The sequence below is a fragment of the Halomonas campaniensis genome, from assembly GCF_014193375.1.
GTDB classification, from domain to species: Bacteria; Pseudomonadota; Gammaproteobacteria; order Pseudomonadales; family Halomonadaceae; genus Halomonas; species Halomonas campaniensis.
The window spans coordinates 149744-173537 of record NZ_JACHZF010000005.1 but is presented as its reverse complement, the minus strand read 5'-3'; the positions used below and the strand labels follow the sequence as shown (position 1 = coordinate 173537).

Here is a 23794-nt window from a genome sequence, read left to right as displayed (position 1 = left end):
GATCGCCCGATCCTTGAATGGATGTCTCTTCCATTCTGGCGCATTGCGACGCCGTTAAAGGGGGAGGAGACCATCTCATCATCCCTGGGCGCTACCGATGCCATCCCTGGCATAGGACCTCCTCTTCGGCCTGCCCCCGGTGCCCCTCGCGGCCAGCACGAGAGTCACAGGAAGGCAATCAGTGTGAACCGCCCCGGCGCCGCTCGGCAAGCTGGCGCATCAGCTCGCGGGAGCGCAAGGGGCGTGCGCCCAGCAGCGGGGCCAGCGCCGCGCGGGTCACCGCCTTGGCGGGGCCGGAGAGCCCCGGCTCGCCCCAGTCGCCGGCGGCCAGCAGGCGCAGGGTGCGGCCATCCAGGCCAGGCTCTCCGGGCAGGAAGGCCCGGCTGCCGGCGTCGAGGACATAGCGACGCTGGGGGTCCAGGGCACGGCCGTCGGGCTCGCTGAAGCGCGGCAGCGCGTCCAGGGCATCGAGCAGCGACACCTCCAGCCGGCGCAGCGCCGCGGCGCGCCCTTCCGGCCGCGGCAGCGCCTCGAGCAGGGCCCCGTAGAAGGCGAACACCTCGGGAACCGGCAGTTCCACCGGCAGCGTGCGGGTCAGCAACTCGTTGGCATAGAGGCCGCACAGCAGCCCCTCGCCGGCCAGCAGCGCGGCACCGCCGCGGCTCTCCATCAGACGCAGGCGCTTGAGCTCGCCGCTACCGGTCCAGGTGACGTGCAGCGGCGCGAAGGGCTGAAGACGACCCCGTGAACGGCTGCCGGGGCGCTGGACCCCCTGGGCCACCGCCCTCACCCGGCCCTGCGCCAGGGTGAGCAGGTCGACCAGCGCACTGGTCTCGCGGTAGGGCCGCTTGTGGAGCAGGAATGCCGGTTCAGGGGTCATTCAGTCGAGATCGTAGCCCAGGCTCTTCAGCGCCCGCTCGTCGTCGGACCAGCCGCGCTTGACCTTGACCCACAGGTTGAGCATCACCTTGGCGCCCAGGGCCCGCTCCATGTCGAGGCGCGCCTCGCGGCCGATGCTCTTGATGCGCTCGCCGTTCTCGCCGATCAGGATCTTCTTCTGTCCCTGGCGCTCCACCAGGATCAGGGCGCTGATGTGCACCACCCGCCCCTCGTCGCGGAACTCCTCGATCTCCACGGTCATCTGGTAGGGGAGCTCGTCGCCGAGCTGGCGCATCACCTTCTCGCGGACCAGCTCGGCGGCCAGGAAGCGCTGGCTCCTGTCGGTGACCTGGTCCTCGGGGAAGAAGTGGACGCTCTCGGGCAGGTGCCTGGCCACCTCGGCCTCCAGTTCCGGCACGTTGGTCCCGTGCTTGGCGGAGATCGGCACGATGGCGGCGAAGTCGCGACGCGCCCCGACCTCCTCGAGCCAGGGCAGCAGGCTGGCCTTGTCCTGCAGGCGATCGACCTTGTTCACCGCCAGGATCACCGGGGCCTTGACGTGCTCGAGACGCTGCAGCACCACCTGGTCCTCGTCGGTCCAGCGGGTCCGGTCGATGAGAAACACCACGCAGTCGACGTCGCGCAGGGCCTGGGTCGCCGCCTGGTTCATGAAACGGTTGATCGCCTTGTTGCGATCCTTGGCCATGATGTGGATACCGGGGGTGTCCACATAGATGAACTGCACCTCGCCCTCGGTCTTGATGCCCGTCACCTGGTGGCGGGTGGTCTGGGGACGTCGCGAGGTGATCGAGATCTTCTGGCCGAGGATCCGGTTCATCAGCGTCGACTTGCCGACGTTGGGACGGCCGACGATGGCCACGAAGCCGCAGGTCGTGCTCATGGGCGTGCCCCCTGTGGGTTTACCTTGCCGGGCTCGAGCCGGGCCAGTGCCTGTTCGGCGGCCTGCTGCTCGGCATGGCGACGGCTGGCGCCGACCCCGGTGGTGTGCCGATCCAGCATCTCCACGTGGCACTCCACGGTGAAGGTCTGGGCGTGGGCCTCGCCCTCCACGGTAACCACCTCGTAGCGCGGCAGCGGCGCCTGGCGAGACTGCAGGAACTCCTGCAGACGTGTCTTGGGATCCTTCTGGGTGTCCTGGAGGGTGATGCCTTCCAGGCGTTCGGCATACCAGGAGAGGACCCGGGCCCGCACGGTCTCCATGCCGGCATCCAGGTAGATGGCGCCGATCACCGCCTCCACGGCATCCGCGAGGATCGACTCGCGGCGATGGCCGCCGCTCTTCATCTCGCCCGAGCCCAGGCGCAGGTGGTCGCCGAAGCCCATCTCGCGGGCCAGCTCGGCCAGGGTCTGCCCCTTGACCAGGCGGGCACGCAGCCGCGACAGCTGGCCTTCCCGGGCCTCCGGGAAGCGCTGGAAGAGCGCCTCGGCGATCACGAAGTTGACGATGGAGTCGCCGAGAAACTCGAGGCGTTCGTTGTTCTGGCCGCCGAAGCTGCGATGGGTCATGGCCAGCTCCAGCAGGGCCGGGTCGCTGAAGGCATGGCCGATTCGTCGGCTGAAGGCGTTGAGGGAGTGGCTCACGAAATTCCTGTTATCTGATGACTGAGGGGCCGCTGTCGGGGTAACGGACCAGGCCCGCCACCGGGTGGCAGGCCCGGCAGGGCCGAGGGGCCGGAGACCGCGGGGTCAGTGGATGCGGCGCATCTGGGTAAAGCTGGGCAGTCCACCGTCCCAGTGCATCCACACGGCGAAGGCGCGCCCGACGATGTTCTCCTCCGGCACGTAGCCCCAGTAGCGGCTGTCGTTGGAGTGGTCGCGGTTGTCGCCCATGGTGAAGTAGTGGCCTTCCGGCACTACCACCTCGCGCATCTGCGGGCCCGGGTCACGGGGATTATTGTAGATGCGGTGCTCCACCGCGCCCAGCCGTTCGGCCAGCAGCAGCTCGCCGGGAGCGCCCCCGGGCGCCTCCTCGAGCAGCGACTTCGGCACCGCCTCGCCGTTCACGTAGAGCTGCTTGCCCTCGTAGCGGATGCGGTCGCCGGGCAGGCCGACGACCCGCTTGATGAAGTTGACCGACGGCTCGCTGGGGAAGCGGAACACCATCACGTCCCCGCGCTCGGGCTCGTTGAACTCGACGATGCGGGTGTGCACCACCGGCAGGCGCAGGCCGTAGGTGAACTTGTTGACCAGGATGAAATCCCCGACCTCGAGCGTCGGGCGCATCGAGCCGGAGGGGATCTGGAAGGGTTCGACGATGAAGCTCCTCAGCACCAGCACCACCAGCAGCACCGGGAAGAAGGAGCGCGAGTAGTCGACCGGCCAGGGCTCCTTGAGCACCTTCTCCCGGGCGCGCTCGTCGAGGCCCTCGGTGGTGCCGGCCTCGACCGTCACCAGGTTGCGCCGACGCGCCGGACGCCACCAGACCAGGTCCAGCAGCCAGATGAAGCCGGTGACGGCAACCGCCACCACCAGCAGCAGAGAGAAGTCCATGCGGTTTTCCGTCCCTAGCGTTTTGAATCGGAGCCCTGCGGCTCAGTCATTGACCTTGAGCACGGCGAGGAAGGCATCCTGGGGAATCTCCACCCGGCCGACCTGCTTCATGCGCTTCTTGCCCGCCTTCTGCTTCTCGAGCAGCTTCTTCTTGCGGCTGACGTCGCCGCCGTAGCACTTGGCGGTGACGTTCTTGCGCAGCGCCTTGACGGTGGAGCGCGCCACCACCTGGCCGCCGATGGCCGCCTGGATGGCCACGTCGAACATCTGGCGCGGGATCAGCTCCTTCATCTTCTCGACCAGCAGGCGGCCGCGACCATGGGCGTGGTCGCGATGGATGATCACCGCCAGGGCATCGACCTTGTCGCCGTTGATCAGCACGTCGAGGCGGACCAGCTTGGCGGCCTGGAAGCGCTCGAAGCTGTAGTCCAGGGAGGCATAGCCCTTGGAGATGGACTTCAGGCGGTCGAAGAAGTCCATCACCACCTCGCTCATGGGCAGCTCGTAGGTGAGCTGGATCTGGCTGCCGAGGAACTGCATGTCGAGCTGGGTGCCGCGACGGTTCTCGCACTCCATGATCACGTTGCCGACGAACTCCTGGGGCACCAGGATGCTGGCGCGCACGATGGGCTCGCGCATCTCCTCCACGTCGGCCATGTCGGGCAGCTTGGAGGGGTTGGAGACATACATCAGCTCGCCGTTCTTCATGGCCAGCTCGTAGACCACGGTGGGGGCCGTGGTCAGCAGGTCCAGGTTGTACTCGCGCTCCAGGCGCTCCTGGATGATCTCCATGTGCAGGGTGCCGAGGAAGCCGACCCGGAAGCCGAAGCCCAGGGCGTCGGAGTTCTCCGGCTCGTACTCCAGGGAGGCGTCGTTGAGGGCCAGCTTCTCCAGGGCGTCGCGGAAGTCCTCGTAGTCATCGGCGCTGACCGGGAACATGCCGGCATAGACCTGCGGCTTGACCTTCTGGAAACCCGGCAGGCGCTCGACATCGGGGGTCTTCGCGTGGGTGATGGTGTCCCCCACCGGGGCGCCCTGGATCTCCTTGATGCCGGCGACGATGAAGCCCACCTCGCCGGCCCGCAGGATTCCGGTTTCCTTGCGCAGCGGCGTGAAGATCCCCACCTCGTTGGCCTGCCAGTCGCGACCGGTGGACTTGATGCGGATCTTCTCGCCCTTCTTCAGGGTGCCGTCGAAGATCCTCACCAGCGAGACCACCCCCAGGTAGTTGTCGAACCAGGAATCGATGATCAGCGCCTGCAGCGGGGCATCGGGGTCGCCCTTGGGCGGCGGGATGTCGCGCACCAGGCGCTCCAGGAGCGCATCGATGCCCATGCCGCTCTTGGCCGAGACCTGGCAGGCATCGGTGGCATCGAGGCCGATGATCTCCTCGATCTCGTGGGCGACCTTGTCCGGGTCGGCCTGGGGCAGGTCCATCTTGTTGAGCACCGGCAGCACCTCGAGGCCCTGCTCGATGGCGGTGTAGCAGTTGGCCACCGACTGCGCCTCGACGCCCTGGGCGGCATCCACCACCAGTAGCGCCCCTTCACAGGCATAGAGGGAGCGCGAGACCTCGTAGGAGAAGTCCACGTGCCCCGGGGTGTCGATGAAGTTGAGCTGGTAGGTGTTGCCGTCCTGGGCGTGGTAGTCCAGGGTCACCGACTGCGCCTTGATGGTGATGCCGCGCTCACGCTCGAGGTCCATGGAGTCGAGCACCTGCTCCTTGAGCTCGCGCTCGGTCAGGCCACCGCAGTTCTGGATCAGGCGGTCAGCCAGGGTCGACTTGCCGTGGTCGATGTGGGCGATGATCGAGAAGTTGCGGATATGCTTGAGCTTGTCGGATGAGGTGTCTTGGGACATCGAGTGATTTCTGCCTGCTGGGTTCGGGCCGGGGCCGGGCAACGTCTAAGATGCCGCCATGGGGCCGGGAATGGGCGCCATTGTACCGGCATGCGCCGGCCAGATACAGCAACCCGACGGCCGGGGCCGTCGGGTAGCAGGCCGGACGCGGGCGGGAGTCAGTCGCCGGCGAGGCGCAGGGCCACGAACAGCGAGCGCCCGTCGCGGAAGAGGCGCACCGGCACGGCGCGGTCGCTGGGCAGCTCGTCGACTAGCGCCATCAGCTCGCCGGCGCTGGAAACGGCCCGGTGGTCGATGCTGACCAGCACGTCGCCGGGACGGATGCCGGCGGCGGCGGCGGCACCGCCGGGGTCGACGTCGCGGACCCGCACGCCGCCCTCGATGCCGAGCTGCTCGCGCTCGGCGCCCTCCAGCTCACCCACCGCGATGCCCAGGCGCGCCTGGCGGCTCTCCTCGGGACGGCTGGCGGTGGCCTGCTCGGCGTCCGGCCAGTCGCCCAGGGTCACGGAGAGTTCGCGGCGCTCGCCGTCGCGCATCAGTTCTAGCTCGACCTCACTGCCCGGGCTGGTGCGGCCGATCAGCCGCGGCAGGGTGCTGGAGTCGTGGACCCGGGCACCATCGACCTCGAGGATCACGTCGCCGGCCCGCAGGCCGTCGCGGGCCGCCGGGCCCTCCGGGTCCAGGTCGGCGATCAGCGCACCGCTGGGGCTGTCCATGCCGAAGGACTCGGCCAGGTCGCGGGACACCGGCTGGATCATCACGCCCAGCCAGCCGCGGCGCACCTGCCCGTCGTCACGCAGCTGGTCGGCCACGTCCATGGCCACGTTGATGGGAATGGCAAACGACAGGCCCATGAAGCCGCCGCTGCGGGTGAAGATCTGCGAGTTGATGCCGATCACCTCACCCTCCAGGTTGAACAGCGGCCCCCCGGAGTTGCCCGGGTTGATCGCCACGTCGGTCTGGATGAAGGGCACGTAGGCATCCCGCGGCAGGGTGCGGTCGATGGCGCTGATGATACCGGCGGTCACCGAGTGGTCGAAGCCGAAGGGGGAGCCGATGGCGGCCACCCATTCGCCGACCCTCAGGGAGTCCGAGTCACCCATGGTCAGGGTGGGCAGGTCATCGGCATCCACCTTGAGCAGTGCCACGTCGGTACGCTCGTCGGCGCCTACCAGCTCGGCCGAGAGCTCGCGGCGGTCGTTGAGCCGCACCAGGATCTCGTCGGCCGCGTCGACCACGTGGGCGTTGGTGAGGATGTAGCCGTCGGCGCTGATGATGAAGCCGGAGCCCAGCGACTGGCGCTCCTGGGGCCGGCCGGGGGCCGGGGAGCCGCCGGGCGGCATCGGGAAGCGATCGCCGAAGAAGTGGCGGAAGATCTCCGGGATCTCCTGCCCGCCGAACCCCTGGAAGGGGTTGTCGCGGCTCTGTACCACCCGGGTGGTGGAGATGTTGACGACGCCGGGGGCGGCCTCCTCCACCAGGGCGGTGAAGTCGGGCAGCTCCCGCGCCATGGCCGACTGCCAGGCCAGCAGGGAGGCGGCCAGCAGCATCCACAGGGAGAGGGTTCGGGTCATGCGCTTCATGGAAAGCTCCTGCGAATGGTCCAGGGAATGGCGTATCGGTCAGTCATCACCGGCGCCGGGGGATCACGCCCGCCGAGTCGGGCGAACAATGGGGTCGTGGGAGATAGGTGGCGTCCCGACAGCGGAGTTCCAAGCCCCCCGAGGGGCCTGCCGGCCGGCAGCACGCCGACGCCGTGTCATGGCGCCGCCGCCTCGCCATCGCTGCGCCACTCCAGGGTGTCGGCAACGCGCAGCAGCACCCGGGGCGGGAGCTCGCCCATCACCACCACCTGGCGAGCCTGCCCGCCGAGATCGCGATGCCGGACGGCGGCATGGGACACCCCGAGGCGATGGAGGCCAGGCGCCAGCAGCTCGACCTCCTCGACCGGTGACACGAAGAGGCTGAGGGTCGAGAGGCCATCGCTGTAGAGCCGGTGCGCCACCTGGTCGCCATGGCGGGCGCTGCGCGTGTCCACCGGCTGGGGAGTGAAACCGGCAGGCAGCCAGCCGATCCGCCAGGGGTCATCCGGCGGCTCGCGGCGGCGGTCGAGGGTGATGACGCCCTCGTGGAGCCGGGGGCGCTGGAGCTCGGTGAGCTGGAAGGTCTCGACCACACGCCCCGTCTCGTCGAGCAGGGTCTGCTTGAGCGGCAGGCCGGTGGCCGCGTCGAGCCACAAGCGGTGGCCGAAACGCAGGCTGTCGAGGGGCGAGATCTCCAGGCGACGGGCGCGTCGGTTGGCGATGCGCTCCTCGCCACCCAACTGCAGGCGGTAGAGGCTGTCGAGGTGGGCGGCGATGCCGACCGGCGAGGCCGGCGCATCGCCACCCTCCCCCGCCCAGCTCAGCCGTCCGATGCGGCCCCGCCGCTCGAAGACCATGGGCGGCCCGTCGAGGAAGCGGGCCACCCCCCGCTCCACGCCATCACGGATGTCATGAGAGAGCGCCAGGGTCCTGACACCATCATGGCCAATGCGCACCGCATTGGCCTCGAAGGCGTAGCAGTGGCCGGCCCAGAGGCTGAGCTCGAACCACTCCAGAGCCGACTCGGGCGAGGGGCGCGCCTGCAGGTCGCGGCAGTCGAAGCTGTCGCCGGCGGGGACGTCCTCGGCCGCCAGGGCCTGGAGGGAGGGGCCGACGAGCAGCCAGCCCGCGGCCATCAGGAGGGTCCATCGGGGGCGGATCAACCGCATCATCGGCTCCGCTCCCCTGTCAGCGCTGGCCCAGGTTGTCGCCACCGGAGGCGCGCAGCAGCGGCATCCAGGCATCACCGCTGCGGTAGGCAGAGCCCTCGGCATGGCGATCCAGGTAGGACTGCAGCAGCCGGGCCTGCTCCTCGTCGGCGAGCAGCGACTGCCGGTGGCCGGGCGCCATGAACATGGGAGACTCGGCGCCCGCCCCGACGGTCATCAGGCCCGAACCGCCGCCCGTCTGAGGCAGCTGGAACAGCGGGAGGTCGACCAGCGAGGGGCGCGACGGGCTGCCGCCGGCATTCGCCGGGGAGGCCGAGGCGGGGCTGGTCTGGCCGGTCGGGGCACTGCCGGCCATGTCCTGGTCGGCAGCGCCGGGGGCGCCGCCCCCCGGCACGCCACCCGAGTAGAACTGCACGCCGGTGATCACCATCAGCGACACCGCCGCGGCGATCCCGGCACTGCGGGCCAGCGGCAGGGAGCGCCGGGCGGCCGCGGGGGCGGACGCCTGCCCCGGGGCGGGTTCCTCCTGCAGGCGAGCCATGATGCCGGCGGAGAGGTCGGCCGAGACATCCACGTCCGGTTCGCGGCGCATCAGGCTACGCATCAGATGGTAGCGTCGCCACGCCTCGGCGGCGTCCGGCTCGTCCTCGAGCGACTTGAGTACCCGGCGCAACTCGAGCTCATCACCTTCGTTGTCCATCAGGGCAGAAAGCGATTCCCGTGCGTTCTGACTCATTCTTCACACCTCACAGTGGCAAGGCGCCCCGCCTTGCGTCCGTTGACAGCCTGGTATCGGCATTCCCGGCCCGAGCCGGGAATGACGACACCCGAGATCCACCGGCGGCGGATCGATCACTGCTTCTGACGTCACTGACGCCGGACAGTTCAGCAAAACGTCAAAAACCTTGCAGCCGACTCCCGCCGGCTGACTCACTCCTCCACCGTCTCGCGATTGCGGGCCGTGGTCACCAGCGGCTGGATATGCTGGTCGACCGCCTCCCGGGCGCGGAAGATCCGCGAGCGCACCGTGCCCACCGGACACTGCATGATGTTGGCGATATCCTCGTAGGAGAGCCCCTCGAGCTCGCGCAGGGTGATCGCCGTGCGCAGGTCATCCGGCAGGTTGTCGATCGCCTCGAAGACCGCGGCCTCGAGCTGGTCGCGGGCCATCGCCGCCTCCGGTGTCTCGGTGTCCGCCAGGCGCCCGCTGTGGTCGACGATCTCGGCGTCGACGATATCGAGGTCGCTGCCCGGCGGCCGGCGCCCCCGGGAGACCAGGTGGTTCTTGGCAGTATTGATGGCGATACGATACATCCAGGTGTAGAAGGCGCTCTCGGCACGAAACTTGCCCAGCGCCCGGTAGGCCTTGATGAAAGCCTCCTGAGCCACGTCCTGCACTTCGGCATGGTCGTGGACGTAGCGCCCGATCAGTCCGATGATCTTGTGCTGGTACTTCCTTACCAGCAGGTCGAAGGCGCGGGTATCCCCCTTCTGGGCGCGCTCGACGAGCTGCTGGTCGGTCTCCCTGGTGCCCATTCACACCCTCCCCGCCGGGAGGCGGAAGCAAGAGGCGGGCCGTCTCGCATGGACGGGTAGAACGTGCCTGACGATGAAATGCATAGCGTCAACCTGAAGCCCTGGGGCAGCTGAAAGTCGAAGGCCGTAGCCGGAGTCGCACAAGTGTTCCCGTTTCTCGCCCATCCATCAAGCCGAACCCTGCCGAAATGCGCCCGCGGTGGGACAGCCGAGGGCCCGGCGGGTTCCCCCGCGATTGATTTTTCCTCCCCCCGCGGGTGATAGTAGGCCCCACTATTATTCGCCATCAGCGCAGACACGACACAGGTAGCACAATGTCAGAGCAGCAGGTCCATAACCTCAACGTCCTGGCCCAGGACGTCCTGATCACTCCCGAGGCCCTCAAGCAGGAGGTCCCCCTCACCGAGGCCGCCGAGCGCACCGTGATCGAGGGTCGCGAGACCATCCAGCGCATCCTCGACGGCGAGGACCCGCGCCTGCTGGTGGTGGTGGGCCCCTGCTCCATCCACGACGTGGATGCCGCCCTGGACTATGCGCGCCGCCTGCGCCGCCTGGCCGACGAGGTCAAGGAGAGCCTCTACATCGTGATGCGCGTCTACTTCGAGAAGCCGCGCACCACCGTGGGCTGGAAGGGACTGATCAACGACCCCCACCTCAACGGCTCCTTCGAGATCGAGGAGGGCCTGCATATCGCCCGCCGCCTGCTGGTGGACCTGGCCGAGATGGGCCTGCCACTGGCCACCGAGGCGCTGGACCCGATCTCGCCGCAGTACCTGCAGGACTGCATCAGCTGGTCGGCGATCGGCGCCCGCACCACCGAGTCCCAGACCCACCGCGAGATGGCCTCCGGCCTCTCCTGCCCGGTGGGCTTCAAGAACGGCACCGACGGCAGCCTGGACGTGGCCGTCAACGCCCTGCAGTCGGTCTCCCATCCGCACAACTTCCTGGGCATCGACCAGGCGGGCCAGGTGGCGATCATCCGTACCCGCGGCAACGCCTACGGCCACGTGGTGCTGCGTGGCGGCAACGGCAAGCCGAACTACGACAGCGTCAGCGTGGCACTGGCCGAGCAGGAGCTGCGCAAGGGCGGCGTCAAGCCCAACATCATGATCGACTGCTCCCACGCCAACTCCAACAAGGACCCGGCGCTGCAGCCCCTGGTGCTGGAGAACGTCACCAACCAGATCCTCGAGGGGAACCGCTCGATCATCGGCCTGATGGTGGAATCCAACATCGGCTGGGGCAACCAGAAGGTCCCCGAGGACCACAGCCAGCTGAAGTACGGCGTCTCCATCACCGATGCCTGCATCGACTGGGACACCACGGTGAGTGCCTTCAGGGAGATGGACCAGAAGCTCGCCCCGGTGCTGGCGGCCCGGGCCCGGGCCGCCTGAACCGAGCCCCCGGAACGCCACAGGCCCGCCGATCGGCGGGCCTGTGTGTTTCAGGGGGATCAGAAACCGGCGACGCCGGGGTCAGGCCTCGGGCACGCCGTCGATCTCGCGCACGAAGGGCGGCAGCGCATCGAGCAGCGCCCGGCCGTAGCGCCGGGTCAGCACCCGGCGATCGAGCAGGGTGATACGCCCGCTGTCGGCCTCCTTGCGGATCAGCCGGCCGCAGGCCTGGACCAGCTTGATGGAGGCATCCGGCACGCTGATGCGCATGAAGGGGTTGCCGCCGCGACTCTCGATCCATTCGGCCAGCGTCGCCCCCACCGGATCGTCGGGTACCGCGAAGGGCAGCCGGGTGATCACCACGTGGGTCAGGTAGTCGCCGGGCAGGTCGATGCCCTCGGCGAAGCTCGCCAGGCCGAAGATGATGCTGCCCTCCCCGGCATCGACCCGCGCCCGGTGGCGGCTGATCAGCTCGCGCTTGGGCAGCCGGTCCTGGGCCAGCACCCGCCCGGCCAGGGCCTTCGGCAGCGCCTTCTCCACCGCCCGCAGCTGCGCCCGGGACGAGAACAGCATCAGTACCGCCTCCTTCTCCCCCAGCCCCCGGACGAAGTCGACGATGGCGCGCTCGTGCCCCTCGCGGTCGGCGGGGTCGACGGCCTCGCGCGGCACGCTGAGCACCGCCCGGGAGTAGTCGAAGGGGCTGGGCAGGCGCTGGTAGCGGTAGCGGTTGGCCAGCCCCGCACGCTCCTGCAGGCGCTCGAAGCGCCCCAGCGCCGTCAGCGTGGCCGAAGTGACCACGGCGCCGAAGGTGGCCCCCCACAGGCTCTTCGCCAGGGTGTGGGCCGCCGAGACGGGGCTCGCCGAGAAGGTCAGCTCGGGGTCGGTACCGAAGCGTTCCAGCGTCAGCCAGCGCGCCCGGGGCGGTTCGCCCTCGGGGTCGCCTTCGGCGAACGCCTGCCACAGGGCGTGGGCCTCCAGCGCCCGGCCGTGGAGCAGCGCCACCAGCGGCAGCCACGCCTCGGCCTGCTCCCGGGGCAGCCCGGTGTGCTTGTCGGGGTCGAGGCTCTCGCGCAGGATGTCGGCCATGCTCTCCAGGGTGCGGGAGAGCTCGGCGAAGATCACCAGCAGGGCCCCGGCCAGCTCGCGCAGCGCCTCCGGGGCGCGGCCCATCTCGAAGCGATGCTGGCGCCCCTCCTCGCCATCGGCGAGCCCCTCGGGGCGCCCGGCCAGCTGGTGGCCCAGGGCAAAGGCCTCGCCGAGCTTCGGCTCCAGCGCCTCGATCGCCTGGGGCAGGCCGGCCAGCAGCCGCGCCAGGGTCGGCTGCACGGCCAGCGCCTGGTTCAGTTCGGTCAGCGACTTCTTCAGGGTCCGCAGCCAGCGCAGCGCGCCACCCACCGCGAAGCGATGGGTGAAGTGGTTGAGCGCCTTGTCCGGCAGGTGGTGCCCCTCGTCGAAGACATGGATGCAGTCCCCCGGGTCGGGCAGCACCACCCCGCCGCCCAGGGAGAGGTCGGCCAGTACCAGGTCGTGGTTGGCGACGATCACGTCGGCAGTGTCGAGGTCGCGGCGCGCGCGGAAGAAGGCGCAGGCGCCGAAGTGGCCGCAGCGGCGGTTGGTGCACTGGCGGTGGTCCACGGTGAGCCGGCGCCAGTGGGCATCCTCGATGGCCTCGGGCCAGCTGTCGCGATCACCGGCCCAGCGGCCATTGCCGTAGGCCTCGCCCAGCGACGCCACCAGCGCCTGGAAGTCGTCGCCACCGCTGTCCAGGGTCTGCTCGAAGAGCGACAGGGTGGGATTCTCCTCGCCGCCGTCGAGGGCCTGGTCCAGGCGCGCCACGCAGACGTAGCGGCCGCGCCCCTTGGCCAGGGCGTAGTCGAAGTCGATGCCGCTGTGGGCCTTGAGGGCCGGCAGGTCCTGGTGGAGGACCTGCTCCTGCAGGGCCACGGTGGCCGTGGCCACCACCAGGCGCTTGCCGCGGGCCTTGGCCACCGGCAGCGCGGCCAGCAGGTAGGCCAGGGTCTTGCCGGTGCCGGTGCCCGCCTCGAGCACGCAGACATGCTCGTCGCTGATGCGCCTGCCGGCCTCGTCGGCCTCGATGCCGGCCAGGGTGCGGGCAATCTCGGCGATCATCAGCCGCTGGCCGTAACGGGGGGTGAGGTCGAGGCCCTCGAGCACGCGGCGATAGGCGGCCTGGATCTCGCCCTTCAGGGCCTCGTCGAGCATGGGGTCAGAGCAGGCCTTCCGGGGGATGCTCGCAGGGCAGCTTGTCGTCGATGAAGCGCTCGATCTCGGGCAGCGAGAAGGCGTCCTCCTCACCCACGAAGCTGATCGACACCCCCTTGGCGCCGGCGCGGCCGGTGCGGCCGATGCGGTGGACGTAGTCCTCCGGGTCTTCCGGCAGGGTGTAGTTGATCACGTGGCTGACGTCCTCGATGTGGATGCCACGGCCAGCCACGTCGGTGGCGACCAGCACCTGGATCTCGCCCTCGCGGAACTGCTCCAGGGTCTTGATGCGCTGGTTCTGGGGCACGTCGCCGGAGAGCATGGCGGCATTGATGCCGGCCTTGCGCAGCAGCTCGTCGAGCTTTCGCACCAGGTCGCGACGGTTGCCGAAGACCATCACCCGGTCGAAGCTCTCCTGCTTGAGCAGGTTGACCAGCAGGCGCTGCTTGTCCTCGTCGCCGACCAGGTAGACGCGCTGGTCGATGTCGGCGGCGTTCTCCACCGTGACCGCGATATCCACATGGGTCGGCTCATGGGTCCACTGGCTGGCCAGGTTGAGGATGTCCTCGGTGAAGGTGGCCGAGAAGAGGAAGGTCTGGCGCTCCTCCTTCTTGGGCGTGTGGCGGATGATCCGCTTGACGTCGGGGATGAAGCCCATGGACAGCATGCGGTCGGCCTCGTCCAGCACCAGCACCTCGACCTGGGTCAGGTCGACGTCACGCTTCTGGTGGAAGTCGAGCAGCCGTCCGGGGGTGGCCACCAGGATGTCGAGGCGGCCGCCGAGGCTCTCGCGCTGCTTCTGGTAGTCCATGCCGCCGACCACGCTGGCCACCTTGAGGTCGGTGAAGCGCGCCAGTGCCTTGGCGTCCTTCTCGATCTGCAGGGCCAGCTCGCGGGTCGGCGCGACGATCAGCGCCCGCGGTGCGCCGGTCTTCTGGCCGTTGGGCGCCTCCTCCTCGAGGAAGTAGGCGAGGATCGAGATCAGGAAGGCGGCCGTCTTGCCGGTGCCGGTCTGGGCCTTGCCGACCACGTCGCCACCCAGCAGGGTGTGGGTCAGCGCCTCGGCCTGGATCGGCGTGCAGTACTCGAAGCCCAGGGCATGGATGGCCCTCATCAGCGGCAGCGGCAGATCGAAGTCATGGAAGCGCCACTTGCCCGCCGCGGCAGGCACCTGAAACTGGCGCAGGTCCCAGCCGGACGACTGGCGACGGCGCGGCTTGCGACGACGGCGCTTGGGCTTGCGATCCTGGGCCGGTGCGTTGATCTGTTCCGACTCGCTCATAGGCTTGCTGTCTAGTCCGTTTCGGTGGATAGGAGGCATGACACGATCGCCCATTGTAACAGCCTACGGCGCCAAGGGCGCGTCTCGTGCGCGCAGGCGCCTGTGGCGACGGCCGCCGGACTGGTAGAATGCTCGCCAGACCAGAGGAGTAGTTTCCATGACCCGTCGCAAGAAGACCCGCTCGCTGGCCGACAAGGTGCAGATCCGCACCGGCCGGCGCAAGGACTACAAGAAGTGGCGCCACGAGAACCCCGACCAGGTGACCTCGTCGACCCGCTACACCCAGAAGAAGCGCCAGCAGCGCAAGATCCAGGCGGCCCGCAAGCTGGCGCGCCAGGAGGCCGGCCAGAGCATCGCCATCCACCCCGAGCAGGGCAGCGACACGGGGAGCTCGGAGCAGTGATGCGGCTGGTCTCCTTCAATATCAACGGCATCCGTGCCCGACTCCACCAGCTCGCGGCGCTGGTCAACGACTCGCGCCCGGCGGTGATCGGCCTGCAGGAGACCAAGGTCCAGGACAGCGAGTTTCCCCGCGAGGCCGTGGAGGCGCTGGGCTACCGGGTGTTCTTTCACGGCCAGAAGGGACACTACGGCGTGGCGCTGATGGTCGACCCTGCCCAGTGCGGCGAGCCCGAGTGGGTGCGGCTGGGCTTCCCCGACGATGGCGACGAGGCCCAGCGCCGCATGATCGGCGCCTGCCTGCGCCCGGGTGGCGGCGAGCCGCTGACCGTGTGGAACGGCTACTTCCCCCAGGGCGAGAACGTCGAGCACCCGGTAAAGTTTCCCCACAAGCGCGAGTTCTATGCCCAGCTCAGGCGGCTGCTGGAGGGCGAGCATCGCCCCGACGAGCGCCTGGTGGTGATGGGCGACTTCAACATCTCCCCCGCGGACATCGACATCGGCATCGGCGAGGCCAACCGCAAGCGCTGGCTGCGCGACGGCAAGACCAGCTTCCAGCCGGTGGAGCGCGAATGGCTCGACGGTATCAAGGCCTGGGGCCTGGTCGACAGCTACCGGGTCCGCCACCCGGCGGTCGACGACCGCTTCAGCTGGTTCGACTACCGCTCGAAGGGGTTCGATCGCGACCCGAAGCGCGGCCTGCGCATCGACCATATCCTGGTCACCGCGCCGCTGGCCGAGCAGGTGACCGAGGCCGGCATCGACTACCGCCTGCGCGGCATGGAGAGACCCTCCGACCACGCCCCGGTATGGACCGACCTCGCGCTGTGAGTCGGTGAGAAGGGCCGGGGCATGGGCCAGTGCGGCGGTTTGGCCCGGGCGGGATGAGCCCCTATAGTGGATCTCCTGCCTGCCATCCCAGGGATCGCCCCCATGCCCGACACGCACCTCGACGCCTTCCGCCTCTCGCCCCTTCCCGAGATCCACTTCGGCCGCCAGGCCATCCACCGCCTGCCGGCGCTGATCGCCCGGCACGGCCGGCGCGTCCTGCTGGTTACCGGCCGCCACTCCTTCATCGACTCGCCCCGCTGGCCGGCCCTTCGCTCGGCGCTGGCCGAGCAGGGGCTGAGCTGGGCGCAGGTCAGCATCGACGGGGAACCCTCGCCCCGCCAGGTGGACGAGATCGTGGCGGCGCAACGCGACGGGGGCATCGACGCCGTGGTGGCCATCGGCGGCGGCAGCGCCCTGGATGCCGGCAAGGCCGTGGCCGGGCTGCTGCGAACCGGGACCTCGGTCATGGATCACCTCGAGGGCGTCGGCCGTGGCCTGCCCTACCCCGGGCCCGCGGCACCGCTGATCGCCGTCCCCACCACCGCGGGGACCGGCAGCGAGGCCACCCGCAATGCGGTGCTGAGCGAGCGGGGGCCGGGTGGCTTCAAGAAGTCGTTCCGGGACGACCGGCTGATGGCCCGGGTCGCCCTGGTCGACCCGGACCTGCTGGCCGGCTGTCCCGCCGACCAGCTGGCCGCCAACGCCATGGATGCCTTCACCCAGCTGCTGGAATCCTATGTCTCGGCGGGCGCCAGCCCGCCCACCGACGCGCTGGCCTGGTCCGGGATGGAAGCCTTCCATCAGGCCCTCTGGACCGCCCTGGACGACGATCCCGACCGTGCCAGGGAGGGCTACCCGGGGCTCGCCTACGCCTCGCTGATGTCCGGTATCACCCTGGCCCAGGCGGGGCTGGGGTCGGTGCACGGCCTGGCCTCGCCGCTGGGCGCCCTCTTCCCGATTCCCCACGGCGTGGTGTGCGGCACCCTGCTGGCCGAGGCCACCGCGCTGAACATAGCGGCACTGCGCGAGCGCGGCGAGGCCCCCGGGGCCCTGGCCAGGTATGCCCGCGTGGGCCGCCTGCTCGCCGACTCGCCCGAGCTGGGGGAGCAGGCGGCCTGCGACGCCCTCGTAGAGACCCTGCGCGACTGGACCCGCCGCCTGGCGATGCCGCGACTCGGCGCGTTCGGCATGACCCCCGCCGACCTGGCACGGGTGGTGGCCGGCGCACGCGGCGGCAGCATGAAGACCAACCCGCTGGTGCTCAGCGATGAAGAACTGACCGCCCTGCTGGCCAGCCGCCTCTGAGAGAGCGCCGCCCGGGCGCATCACGGCATCAGCGCAGCCGGAACTCCAGGCGCTGCCGCGCCCGGCGCAGGCGGCCATCCGCCTCGAAGCGCCATGCCGCCACGGCCGACTCGGCGGCCTCCTCGAAGGCCCGGCGCGGCCGGGCCTCCACCACCCGGATGCTCGAGGGGTCGACGCGACCATCGGGCTGGATCAGGAACTCCAGTTCCACATGGCCCTCCAGCCCGCGGCGCTGGGCGCGACGCGGATAGCTCGGCGGCACCCGGCTGACCGGGACGGCCTCACCCACCTCCACCGGCACCGGGCCGGCGTCGCCCTGCGGCCCGGCCGCCTCGGCGTCGGGGGCCGACGCGACAGACGGCTCGGCGACGGGCGTCGACTCGCCTGGCGCCCAGGTCGCTGGCTCGGGCCTTGGTTCCGTTTCAGGCTGTGGTTCGGGCTCGTGCTGTGGCTCGGGCTCCGGCTCCGGCTCCGGTTCCGGTTCCGGTTCCGGTTCCGGTTCCGGTTCCGGTTCCGGTTCCGGCAGGCGAGTCGCCTCGGGCCGCCGGGTCAAGGGGGCGGGCTCGGCGGCGGAAGCGGGCGGCCCGGCCTCGGGCGCCGTCGGGGCATCCGGCTCGGCGGGCTCGGCAAGCTCCGCCACCGTGGCCAGCCTCAGCGGCATCGCCGGGGCCGGCCGCTCGACCGCCTCCTGCGGCGGCGCGACCAGCAGGGCCAGCAGCCAGAAGAGCCCCAGTGCCATGGCGCCACCGCCCAGCAGAGAGAGCAGCGTGCGGGTCATGGACCGCCTCGGGTGGCTGCCACCGCCATCTCCTCCACCCCCGCCTCGCGGAGGCGGTCCATCACCTCGATCAGCAGGCCGGTGGTGGCCTGGCGATCGGCCTGGATCACTACCCCGCCGGCATCGCCGAGCAGGGCGGCCACCGCCTCCCCGACCCGATGGGCATCCACCGGACGGCCGTCGACCCAGACGGCCCCCTCGGGGGTGATCGCCACCATCAGCTGGGCGTCGGGCCGGGGGCTCGCCGCGCTGGACTCGGGACGCTGGATCTCCACCCCGCTCTCCTTGATGAAGCTGGTAGTGACGATGAAGAAGATCAGCATGATGAAGACCACGTCCAGCATCGGGGTCAGGTTGACCTCGCCGGCGTCGCCCTCGGCGGCGAGAGTGCGGCGTCTACGCATGAGGTTCCTCCACGGCCCGGGCCAGGCGGTCATGCAGCCGCTGGTCCTCGCGCCGGATGATCTGTTCCAGACGGCTGGTGAAGAGCAGTCCCACCACCGCCACCGCCATGCCGGCGAGGGTCGGCAGGGTGGCCCGCGACACGCCATCGGCCATGGCCCGCGCCTGGCCGGTCTCGGTGAGCGCCAGGCTGTCGAACACCGCGATCATGCCGGTCACGGTACCGAGCAGTCCCAGCAGCGGACAGAGTGCCACCAGCAGCCTGAGCCAGGGCAGCGGCCGGCGCAGCCGGGCGATCAGCTCCCGGGTCCAGGCCTCGCGAAGCGCCAGGCTGCTCCAGCTCAGGTGGTCGCCGCGTGCGGCCCAGCGGCGGATCAGCGCTCGGCGGGCGCGGCGGTAGCCGAGGCGAAAGAACAGCACCCGCTCCAGCGCCAGGCTGAACAGCAGGGTCGCCACCAGGGCGATCACCACCAGGATGGCACCGCCGGCCTCGACCAGCCGCTCCAGTGGCTCAAGCCAGAGCGGCAGCACGGCGGCCACTCCCGTTCGCGGTCGTCGCGGCGCTGCCGCGCTGCTCCAGCCGCTCGGCCAGGGCCGCACTGGCCTGGCCCTCCACCACGCCGGCCAGGTGGCGGCTGCGACCGGCCAGGGCGGTATGGGCAAACAGCAGCGGCACGGCGGTGACCAGGCCCAGCACGGTGGTGACCAGCGCCTGGCTGATCCCGCCGGCCATCAGCTGGGGGTCGCCGGTGCCGAAGACGGTGATCGCCTGGAAGGTGACGATCATGCCGGTGACGGTGCCCAGCAGGCCCAGCAGCGGCGCCACGGCGGCGAGCAGCTTGACCAGCGGCTGGCCCCGCTCGAGGCGCGGCAGTTCGGCCAGCACCGCCTCGTCGAGGCGGGCCTCAAGCGCCTCCGGTACGGGATCATCGGGAAGGGACTCGAAACGCGCGAGGACTCGGCCCAGGGGGTTGTCGTCGCGCAGCCGTGCCAGGTCGCGGCGCTGGCGGCGCATCGTCCAGCTGACCCGCAGCAGGTAGCCGTACTGCAGGAGCGCCACCAGCAGGCCAATGCCCCCCAGGCCCACCACCACGTAGCCCACGGCGCCGCCCTGGTGGAAGCGCTCGACCAGGCTCGGCCGCTGGGCCAGGGCCGCGATCACCTGGCCACCGGTGGGATCCAGCGCCAGGGTCTCGCCCTCGCCGGCCTGGAGGGCGATGAGGCTTCCGGCCACCTCGGGCGGGGTCCGGGCCAGGGTGGCGAGGCTCGCCTCGTCGGCGCCACGCTGCAACAGCTCGCCGTCGCTGAAGGCGAGCAGGTCGCCCAGGCGCACCCCCTCCCGTGAGGCGATCTCGCCCCCGGCATCGGCCACCGGCGCGGTGAAGCGCACGGCGCGACCGGTTTCGGCGGTCAGGGCCATCAGCGCATCGCCCAGGCCCTCCAGGTGCTCGCGGGTCAGCACCTCGGCCTCGTCCAGACGCGGCGGCAGCGCCGTGCCCCCCACCGTCAGCCAGCTGTCGGCCAGGGCATCGCGCAGTTCGCCGCTATGGCGGGCCAGCACCCCGAGCACCGCCGCCAGGTCGTCGCCCGCCTCGTCCTGGCGAGCCTCCAGCTCGGCGCGCCGTTCGGCCAGCGTCGCCTCACGGGCCTGAAGGGCCGCATGACGCGTCGCGGCCTCGACATGGGCCGCGCGCGCCTCCTCCAGGGCCGCCTCCAGGGCCTCGTCGTCCAGCAGCCCTTCCAGGCGCACCAGCTCCCGCGCCTCGGCCGCCTGTCGCTCGGCGCGCAGCGTCTCCGGCGGCTCGACCTCTCCCCAGGCCTGGCTGCCCGGCACCAGCAGCAGGGCCATGGCCAGCACGCCACCCCATCCTTGCCAGCGGGTCATGGCAGCATCTCCCGGTCGGATGCCGAGGACGCGGCCAGCGAGACGGAGAGCGGCAGGTGCAACAGCTCGGGGGCGCGCCGATCCCGGGCGATGTGCAGCCCATGGCGCAGCTGGCGACGCGCCGGCTCGTCCAGCGCCACCCAGCGCCCCTCGTCGGTACGCCAGACCCCACCCTGGCGGCCATCGGGCGTCAGGTAGTAGAGGCCGATCCGGCCCAGGCGCAGGAACTCCACCTCGCGACGCGTCTCGCCCTCCTCCAGGGTGCCTCGCCAGGCGTCGAACTCGCGACCGTAGTCGAGCTCGGCCCGCCAGGCGGCCAGGACAGACTCCAGGCGCTCGGCCGCCGACGCGTCGGGGTCGCCCAGGCCCCTCTCCAGGCTGGCCACCCGGGCACGGCGCTCGTCGACCAGGAACGGCAGGTCCCGGTCCACCCAGCGCGCCAGGCGCTCCACCAGGCGGCGCTGCAGATCGGGCAGCGCCTCGCGGGTCTCGCCCAGGGTCGCGAGCGCCGCCTCGCGGCGGTCCAGGGCCTCGGCCTGGTGTTCGAGCCGCGGAGCCAGCGCGTCACTGCGGGCACTCAGCTGGCGCGTCTCCCGCTCCAGCCGGCGCAGCTCCTCGAGCCGCTCGCGCACGTCGTCGTCGGCGGCCTCGATCCGCGACTCCAGCGCGGCCCGGGTGCGCTGGCCCTCTGCCTGCTGCTGCAACGTGTCAGCACTGGCCGGCGCACCCAGCAGGCAGAGGGCCACCCCCCACAGCAGCGACCTTGGACGTATCTCCACGGATTGACTCCCCTGGTGGTAGAAAAAGGTGGTCGGAAAAGGTGTTCGGAAAATGCCGCTCTCGGCAGCGGCATGACGATGCCACAAATGATAACAATTATCAATCGTGACGTGGCGAACATCGCGCCCTGCCTGGATGAGGCTCCCCTGATACGCAAAGGGCCCCGCCATGAGCGGGGCCCTTTGCCATGCGGAGGGGCCCGGCCGGGCACCCCCCTTGCAGCCATGCGGTGTCGGTGGTTCAGCCGGTGGCCTGCTGGTAGCGCCGCTCGACCTCGTCCCAGTCGACCACGTTGAAGAACGCGGCGATATAGTCCGGGCGCTTGTTCTGGTACTTCAGGTAGTAGGCGTGTTCCCAGACATCCAGCCCCAGCACCGGCGTGTTGCCCTGGGAGATCGGGCTGTCCTGGTTGAGGGTGTTCTCCACCACCAGTTTCCCTGCCGGCGTGACGCTCAGCCAGGCCCAGCCGCTGCCGAAACGGCCCAGTGCCGCCTTGGTGAAGGCATCCTTGAAGGCGTCGAAGCCCCCCAGTTCGGCGTCGATGGCCTCCGCGACCTTGCCCTTGGGCGAGCCACCGCCGCTGGGCGACATCATCTGCCAGAACATCGAGTGGTTGGAGTGGCCACCGCCGTTGTTGATCACGGCCTGGCGCTTCTCCTCGGGCACCCGGTCCAGGCTGGCGAGCAGTTCGTCCACCGGGACCTCCTCGAGGCCGGTGCCCTCCAGGGCGCCGTTGAGGTTGTTGACATAGGTCTGGTGGTGACGGGAGTGGTGGATCTCCATGGTCATCGCATCGATGTGCGGCTCAAGGGCATCATAGCCGTAGGGCAGCTCGGGTAGTGTATGCGGCATAGTGACTCCTCCGTGAATGGACTTAACGAGGCAGTCGCCTCGTGACCTCAACTACACAGGATGGCAGACACGGGCGCGTGACGCTAATAATTCCCGTTATCGCTGATATAGACGGGGGTTATGGACCCCCGACACAACGACGCCGGCACCATCCGGTGCCGGCGTCTTGCCCCCAGGTCATGGGGCAGGCGTTACAGCTTGCTCTCCAGCTCCGGCAACGCCTCGAAGAGATCGGCTACGAGGCCGCAAGTGTGGAGAGCGCGACCTGGAAGCGATCTTCCCTACAGCTTGCTCTCGAGCTCTGGCAGGGCCTCGAAGAGATCGGCAACGAGTCCGTAATCGGCCACCTGGAAGATCGGCGCCTCCTCGTCCTTGTTGATGGCGACGATCACCTTGGAGTCCTTCATGCCGGCCAGGTGCTGGATGGCACCCGAGATGCCCACGGCGATGTAGAGGTCCGGGGCGACGATCTTGCCGGTCTGGCCCACCTGCATGTCGTTGGGCACGAAGCCGGCATCCACCGCGGCCCGCGACGCACCGATGGCCGCGCCCAGCTTGTCGGCGATGCCGTCCAGCAGCTTGAAGTTCTCGCCGTTGCCCATGCCGCGGCCGCCGGAGATCACGACCTTGGCCGCCCCCAGCTCGGGACGGTCGGACTGGGCGAGCTCCTCCTTGACGAAGGTGGACTGGGTGTTGTCGGCGACGAAGTCGACGGCCTCGACGCTGGCGGAACCACCCTCGCCCACCGCATCGAAGCCGGTGGTGCGCACGGTGATCACCTTGAGGGCGTCCTCGCTCTGCACCGTGGCGATGGCGTTGCCGGCGTAGATCGGGCGCTTGAAGGTGTCCGCGGACGCCACCGCGATGATCTCGGAGATCTGCGCCACGTCCTTGAGCGCGGCGACCCGGGGCAGCACGTTCTTGCCGGTGGTGGAGGCACAGGCCAGCACGTGGCTGTAGTCCGCGGCAAGCTCCGCGATCAGCGCCGCGGTGGGCTCGGCCAGCAGGTGGGCGTAGGCGGCGTGGTCGGCCACGCGAACGCGGGAGACGCCGTCAAGCTTGGCAGCGGCCTCGGCGATCGCGGAGACGCCCTCGCCTGCCACCAGCACGTCGATATCACCACCGCTCTCCTTGACAATCTGCTGGGCGGCCGCGACCACATGGGCGGTGGCGCCGGCCAGGGCGCCGTCGTGATGTTCGGCGAGTACCAGGATGCTCATGAGATCCGCTCCTTTCAAAGCACTTTGGCTTCGTTCTTCAGTTTGTCGACCAGCTCATCCACGGAGCCCACCTTGACGCCACCCTGGCGCTCGGCCGGCGGCTCGACCTTCAGCAGCTTGACCTTCGAGGCTACCTCGACGCCGAGATCCGCTGGGCTCTTGACGTCCATCGGCTTCTTCTTGGCCTTCATGATGTCGGGCAGCTTGGCGTAGCGCGGCTCGTTGAGGCGCAGGTCGGTGGTGACGATGGCGGGCAGGGTCAGCTCGATGGTCTGCAGGCCGCCGTCGATCTCGCGGGTCACCTGGGCCTTGTCGTTATCGATCACCACCTCGGAGGCGAAGGTGCCCTGGGGCAGGCCGGTCAGGGCCGCCAGCATCTGGCCGGTCTGGTTGTTGTCGGTGTCGATGGCCTGCTTGCCGAGGATCACCAGGCCCGGCTGCTCCTCTTCCACCAGCCTGGCCAGCGCCTTGGCGGCGCCCAGCGACTCGACACGCTCGTCGGTCTCGACGTGGATGGCGCGATCGGCACCCAGCGCCAGGGCGGTACGCAGCTGCTCCTGGGCGGCCTTGGGACCGATGGTCACCGCGACGATCTCGGTCGCCACGCCCTTCTCCTTCAGGCGCACCGCCTCTTCCACGGCGATCTCGCAGAAGGGGTTCATGGCCATCTTGACGTTGGTGAGGTCGACGTCGGAGTTGTCGGGCTTGACCCGGATCTTGACGTTGTAGTCGATGACGCGTTTGACCGCGACGAGTACTTTCATGGTGTCCTCGCTTGGTTTCTGGTGCGACAGTGCCATCCGCACCCTACTGAAACGGGCCGCATAGAACGGCGCGGCATGCCCTTATACGTTTCATGCGAGCGTTTGATAGGCGCCGCATCGAAAAACCTTGTCAATGTGCCA

General features: G+C 69.7%; 23 protein-coding genes. 4 read left to right on the top strand and 19 right to left on the bottom strand.

Annotated features, from left to right (window positions below; genetic code table 11):
- Positions 1-178: 178 nt before the first annotated feature.
- The 9 genes from recO to rpoE form a co-directional block, all read right to left on the bottom strand.
- Complete coding sequence (gene recO, locus BDK63_RS04705; protein ID WP_183330211.1) at positions 179-880, bottom strand: DNA repair protein RecO; 702 nt, start codon at positions 878-880, stop codon at positions 179-181.
- Complete coding sequence (gene era, locus BDK63_RS04700) at positions 881-1780, bottom strand: GTPase Era (RefSeq protein ID WP_183330210.1); 900 nt, start codon at positions 1778-1780, stop codon at positions 881-883.
- On the bottom strand, positions 1777-2481 hold the full coding sequence (rnc, locus tag BDK63_RS04695) for a ribonuclease III (protein ID WP_183330209.1): 705 nt from the start codon (positions 2479-2481) through the stop codon (positions 1777-1779). Before rnc ends, era begins: the two co-directional genes overlap by 4 nt.
- Before the next feature lie 105 nt (positions 2482-2586).
- A complete protein-coding gene (gene lepB / locus BDK63_RS04690; protein WP_183330208.1) occupies positions 2587-3390 on the bottom strand; it encodes a signal peptidase I in 804 nt (267 codons plus the stop codon).
- A gap of 42 nt (positions 3391-3432) precedes the next feature.
- The gene (gene lepA, locus BDK63_RS04685; RefSeq protein WP_183330207.1) at positions 3433-5250 is read right to left on the bottom strand and encodes a translation elongation factor 4; all 1818 of its coding nucleotides are present in this window, start codon (positions 5248-5250) and stop codon (positions 3433-3435) included.
- A gap of 158 nt (positions 5251-5408) precedes the next feature.
- Positions 5409-6833, bottom strand: coding sequence for a DegQ family serine endoprotease (locus tag BDK63_RS04680; RefSeq protein ID WP_183330206.1), 1425 nt, complete (start codon positions 6831-6833; stop codon positions 5409-5411).
- Positions 6834-7009: 176 nt separating this feature from the next.
- Complete coding sequence (locus BDK63_RS04675) at positions 7010-8005, bottom strand: MucB/RseB C-terminal domain-containing protein (RefSeq protein WP_246385807.1); 996 nt, start codon at positions 8003-8005, stop codon at positions 7010-7012.
- Between the two features lie 16 nt (positions 8006-8021).
- Positions 8022-8738, bottom strand: coding sequence for a sigma-E factor negative regulatory protein (locus tag BDK63_RS04670; RefSeq protein ID WP_183330205.1), 717 nt, complete (start codon positions 8736-8738; stop codon positions 8022-8024).
- Between the two features lie 194 nt (positions 8739-8932).
- Positions 8933-9538 (bottom strand): RNA polymerase sigma factor RpoE, encoded by a 606-nt coding sequence (gene rpoE, locus BDK63_RS04665; RefSeq protein ID WP_183330204.1) that lies wholly within the window; start codon positions 9536-9538, stop codon positions 8933-8935.
- A 314-nt stretch (positions 9539-9852) separates the two neighbouring features.
- Here rpoE and BDK63_RS04660 point away from each other — a divergent pair, with 314 nt between their 5' ends.
- Entirely contained in the window at positions 9853-10932 is a 1080-nt protein-coding gene (locus tag BDK63_RS04660; RefSeq protein WP_183330202.1) for a 3-deoxy-7-phosphoheptulonate synthase, read from the top strand.
- 81 nt (positions 10933-11013) lie between these two features.
- Here BDK63_RS04660 and dinG read toward each other — a convergent pair whose 3' ends face one another.
- Both dinG and rhlB read right to left on the bottom strand, forming a co-directional pair.
- Positions 11014-13155 carry an ATP-dependent DNA helicase DinG gene (dinG, locus tag BDK63_RS04655; protein WP_183330200.1) on the bottom strand — a complete coding sequence of 714 codons (2142 nt, stop codon included), beginning with the start codon at positions 13153-13155 and terminating at the stop codon, positions 11014-11016.
- Positions 13156-13159: 4 nt separating this feature from the next.
- Entirely contained in the window at positions 13160-14437 is a 1278-nt protein-coding gene (gene rhlB, locus BDK63_RS04650) for an ATP-dependent RNA helicase RhlB (RefSeq protein WP_183330198.1), read from the bottom strand.
- Between the two features lie 157 nt (positions 14438-14594).
- Here rhlB and BDK63_RS04645 point away from each other — a divergent pair, with 157 nt between their 5' ends.
- The 3 genes from BDK63_RS04645 to BDK63_RS04635 all read left to right on the top strand — a co-directional run bounded on the left by BDK63_RS04645 (position 14595) and on the right by BDK63_RS04635 (position 16972).
- Positions 14595-14840: a hypothetical protein gene (locus tag BDK63_RS04645; RefSeq protein ID WP_183330196.1), complete on the top strand. Its 246-nt coding sequence runs from the start codon at positions 14595-14597 to the stop codon at positions 14838-14840.
- Positions 14840-15667: an exodeoxyribonuclease III gene (gene xthA, locus BDK63_RS04640; RefSeq protein ID WP_183330194.1), complete on the top strand. Its 828-nt coding sequence runs from the start codon at positions 14840-14842 to the stop codon at positions 15665-15667. Before BDK63_RS04645 ends, xthA begins: the two co-directional genes overlap by 1 nt.
- Positions 15668-15769: 102 nt before the next feature.
- A complete protein-coding gene (locus BDK63_RS04635; protein ID WP_183330192.1) occupies positions 15770-16972 on the top strand; it encodes an iron-containing alcohol dehydrogenase in 1203 nt (400 codons plus the stop codon).
- Positions 16973-17000: 28 nt separating this feature from the next.
- On the opposite strand, the gene BDK63_RS04630 is transcribed toward BDK63_RS04635, so the two are convergent.
- The 8 genes from BDK63_RS04630 to BDK63_RS04595 form a co-directional block, all read right to left on the bottom strand.
- Complete coding sequence (locus BDK63_RS04630; protein ID WP_183330190.1) at positions 17001-17750, bottom strand: TonB family protein; 750 nt, start codon at positions 17748-17750, stop codon at positions 17001-17003.
- Positions 17747-18154, bottom strand: a complete 408-nt coding sequence (locus BDK63_RS04625) for an ExbD/TolR family protein (protein WP_183330188.1) — start codon at positions 18152-18154, stop codon at positions 17747-17749. Before BDK63_RS04625 ends, BDK63_RS04630 begins: the two co-directional genes overlap by 4 nt.
- Positions 18147-18680, bottom strand: a complete 534-nt coding sequence (locus BDK63_RS04620; RefSeq protein ID WP_183330221.1) for a MotA/TolQ/ExbB proton channel family protein — start codon at positions 18678-18680, stop codon at positions 18147-18149. The genes BDK63_RS04625 and BDK63_RS04620 overlap by 8 nt, the downstream gene beginning before the upstream one ends.
- Positions 18664-20037, bottom strand: coding sequence for a MotA/TolQ/ExbB proton channel family protein (locus BDK63_RS04615; RefSeq protein ID WP_183330186.1), 1374 nt, complete (start codon positions 20035-20037; stop codon positions 18664-18666). Before BDK63_RS04615 ends, BDK63_RS04620 begins: the two co-directional genes overlap by 17 nt.
- Positions 20034-20816, bottom strand: a complete 783-nt coding sequence (locus BDK63_RS04610) for a DUF3450 domain-containing protein (protein WP_343065272.1) — start codon at positions 20814-20816, stop codon at positions 20034-20036. The genes BDK63_RS04615 and BDK63_RS04610 overlap by 4 nt, the downstream gene beginning before the upstream one ends.
- Positions 20817-21057: 241 nt before the next feature.
- Positions 21058-21669, bottom strand: a complete 612-nt coding sequence (locus BDK63_RS04605) for a superoxide dismutase (RefSeq protein ID WP_183330182.1) — start codon at positions 21667-21669, stop codon at positions 21058-21060.
- 281 nt (positions 21670-21950) lie between these two features.
- A complete protein-coding gene (locus BDK63_RS04600; RefSeq protein WP_183330180.1) occupies positions 21951-22889 on the bottom strand; it encodes an electron transfer flavoprotein subunit alpha/FixB family protein in 939 nt (312 codons plus the stop codon).
- A 14-nt stretch (positions 22890-22903) separates the two neighbouring features.
- Positions 22904-23653: an electron transfer flavoprotein subunit beta/FixA family protein gene (locus BDK63_RS04595; protein WP_183330178.1), complete on the bottom strand. Its 750-nt coding sequence runs from the start codon at positions 23651-23653 to the stop codon at positions 22904-22906.
- Positions 23654-23794 lie beyond the last annotated feature (141 nt).

What these genes read in the sequence shown, in the direction of transcription:
- BDK63_RS04670 (WP_183330205.1), bottom strand. Translation starts at nt 8,738, where the DNA reads ATGAGTCAGAACGCACGGGAATCGCTTTCTGCCCTGATGGACAACGAA.
- lepA (WP_183330207.1), bottom strand. Translation starts at nt 5,250, where the DNA reads ATGTCCCAAGACACCTCATCCGACAAGCTCAAGCATATCCGCAACTTC.
- BDK63_RS04615 (WP_183330186.1), bottom strand. Translation starts at nt 20,037, where the DNA reads ATGACCCGCTGGCAAGGATGGGGTGGCGTGCTGGCCATGGCCCTGCTG.
- BDK63_RS04605 (WP_183330182.1), bottom strand. Translation starts at nt 21,669, where the DNA reads ATGCCGCATACACTACCCGAGCTGCCCTACGGCTATGATGCCCTTGAG.
- BDK63_RS04600 (WP_183330180.1), bottom strand. Translation starts at nt 22,889, where the DNA reads ATGAGCATCCTGGTACTCGCCGAACATCACGACGGCGCCCTGGCCGGC.
- BDK63_RS04675 (WP_246385807.1), bottom strand. Translation starts at nt 8,005, where the DNA reads ATGATGCGGTTGATCCGCCCCCGATGGACCCTCCTGATGGCCGCGGGC.
- lepB (WP_183330208.1), bottom strand. Translation starts at nt 3,390, where the DNA reads ATGGACTTCTCTCTGCTGCTGGTGGTGGCGGTTGCCGTCACCGGCTTC.
- BDK63_RS04645 (WP_183330196.1), top strand. Translation starts at nt 14,595, where the DNA reads ATGACCCGTCGCAAGAAGACCCGCTCGCTGGCCGACAAGGTGCAGATC.
- rhlB (WP_183330198.1), bottom strand. Translation starts at nt 14,437, where the DNA reads ATGAGCGAGTCGGAACAGATCAACGCACCGGCCCAGGATCGCAAGCCC.
- xthA (WP_183330194.1), top strand. Translation starts at nt 14,840, where the DNA reads ATGCGGCTGGTCTCCTTCAATATCAACGGCATCCGTGCCCGACTCCAC.
- dinG (WP_183330200.1), bottom strand. Translation starts at nt 13,155, where the DNA reads ATGCTCGACGAGGCCCTGAAGGGCGAGATCCAGGCCGCCTATCGCCGC.
- BDK63_RS04625 (WP_183330188.1), bottom strand. Translation starts at nt 18,154, where the DNA reads ATGCGTAGACGCCGCACTCTCGCCGCCGAGGGCGACGCCGGCGAGGTC.
- recO (WP_183330211.1), bottom strand. Translation starts at nt 880, where the DNA reads ATGACCCCTGAACCGGCATTCCTGCTCCACAAGCGGCCCTACCGCGAG.
- rpoE (WP_183330204.1), bottom strand. Translation starts at nt 9,538, where the DNA reads ATGGGCACCAGGGAGACCGACCAGCAGCTCGTCGAGCGCGCCCAGAAG.
- BDK63_RS04680 (WP_183330206.1), bottom strand. Translation starts at nt 6,833, where the DNA reads ATGAAGCGCATGACCCGAACCCTCTCCCTGTGGATGCTGCTGGCCGCC.
- BDK63_RS04660 (WP_183330202.1), top strand. Translation starts at nt 9,853, where the DNA reads ATGTCAGAGCAGCAGGTCCATAACCTCAACGTCCTGGCCCAGGACGTC.
- BDK63_RS04630 (WP_183330190.1), bottom strand. Translation starts at nt 17,750, where the DNA reads ATGACCCGCACGCTGCTCTCTCTGCTGGGCGGTGGCGCCATGGCACTG.
- BDK63_RS04635 (WP_183330192.1), top strand. Translation starts at nt 15,770, where the DNA reads ATGCCCGACACGCACCTCGACGCCTTCCGCCTCTCGCCCCTTCCCGAG.
- era (WP_183330210.1), bottom strand. Translation starts at nt 1,780, where the DNA reads ATGAGCACGACCTGCGGCTTCGTGGCCATCGTCGGCCGTCCCAACGTC.
- BDK63_RS04595 (WP_183330178.1), bottom strand. Translation starts at nt 23,653, where the DNA reads ATGAAAGTACTCGTCGCGGTCAAACGCGTCATCGACTACAACGTCAAG.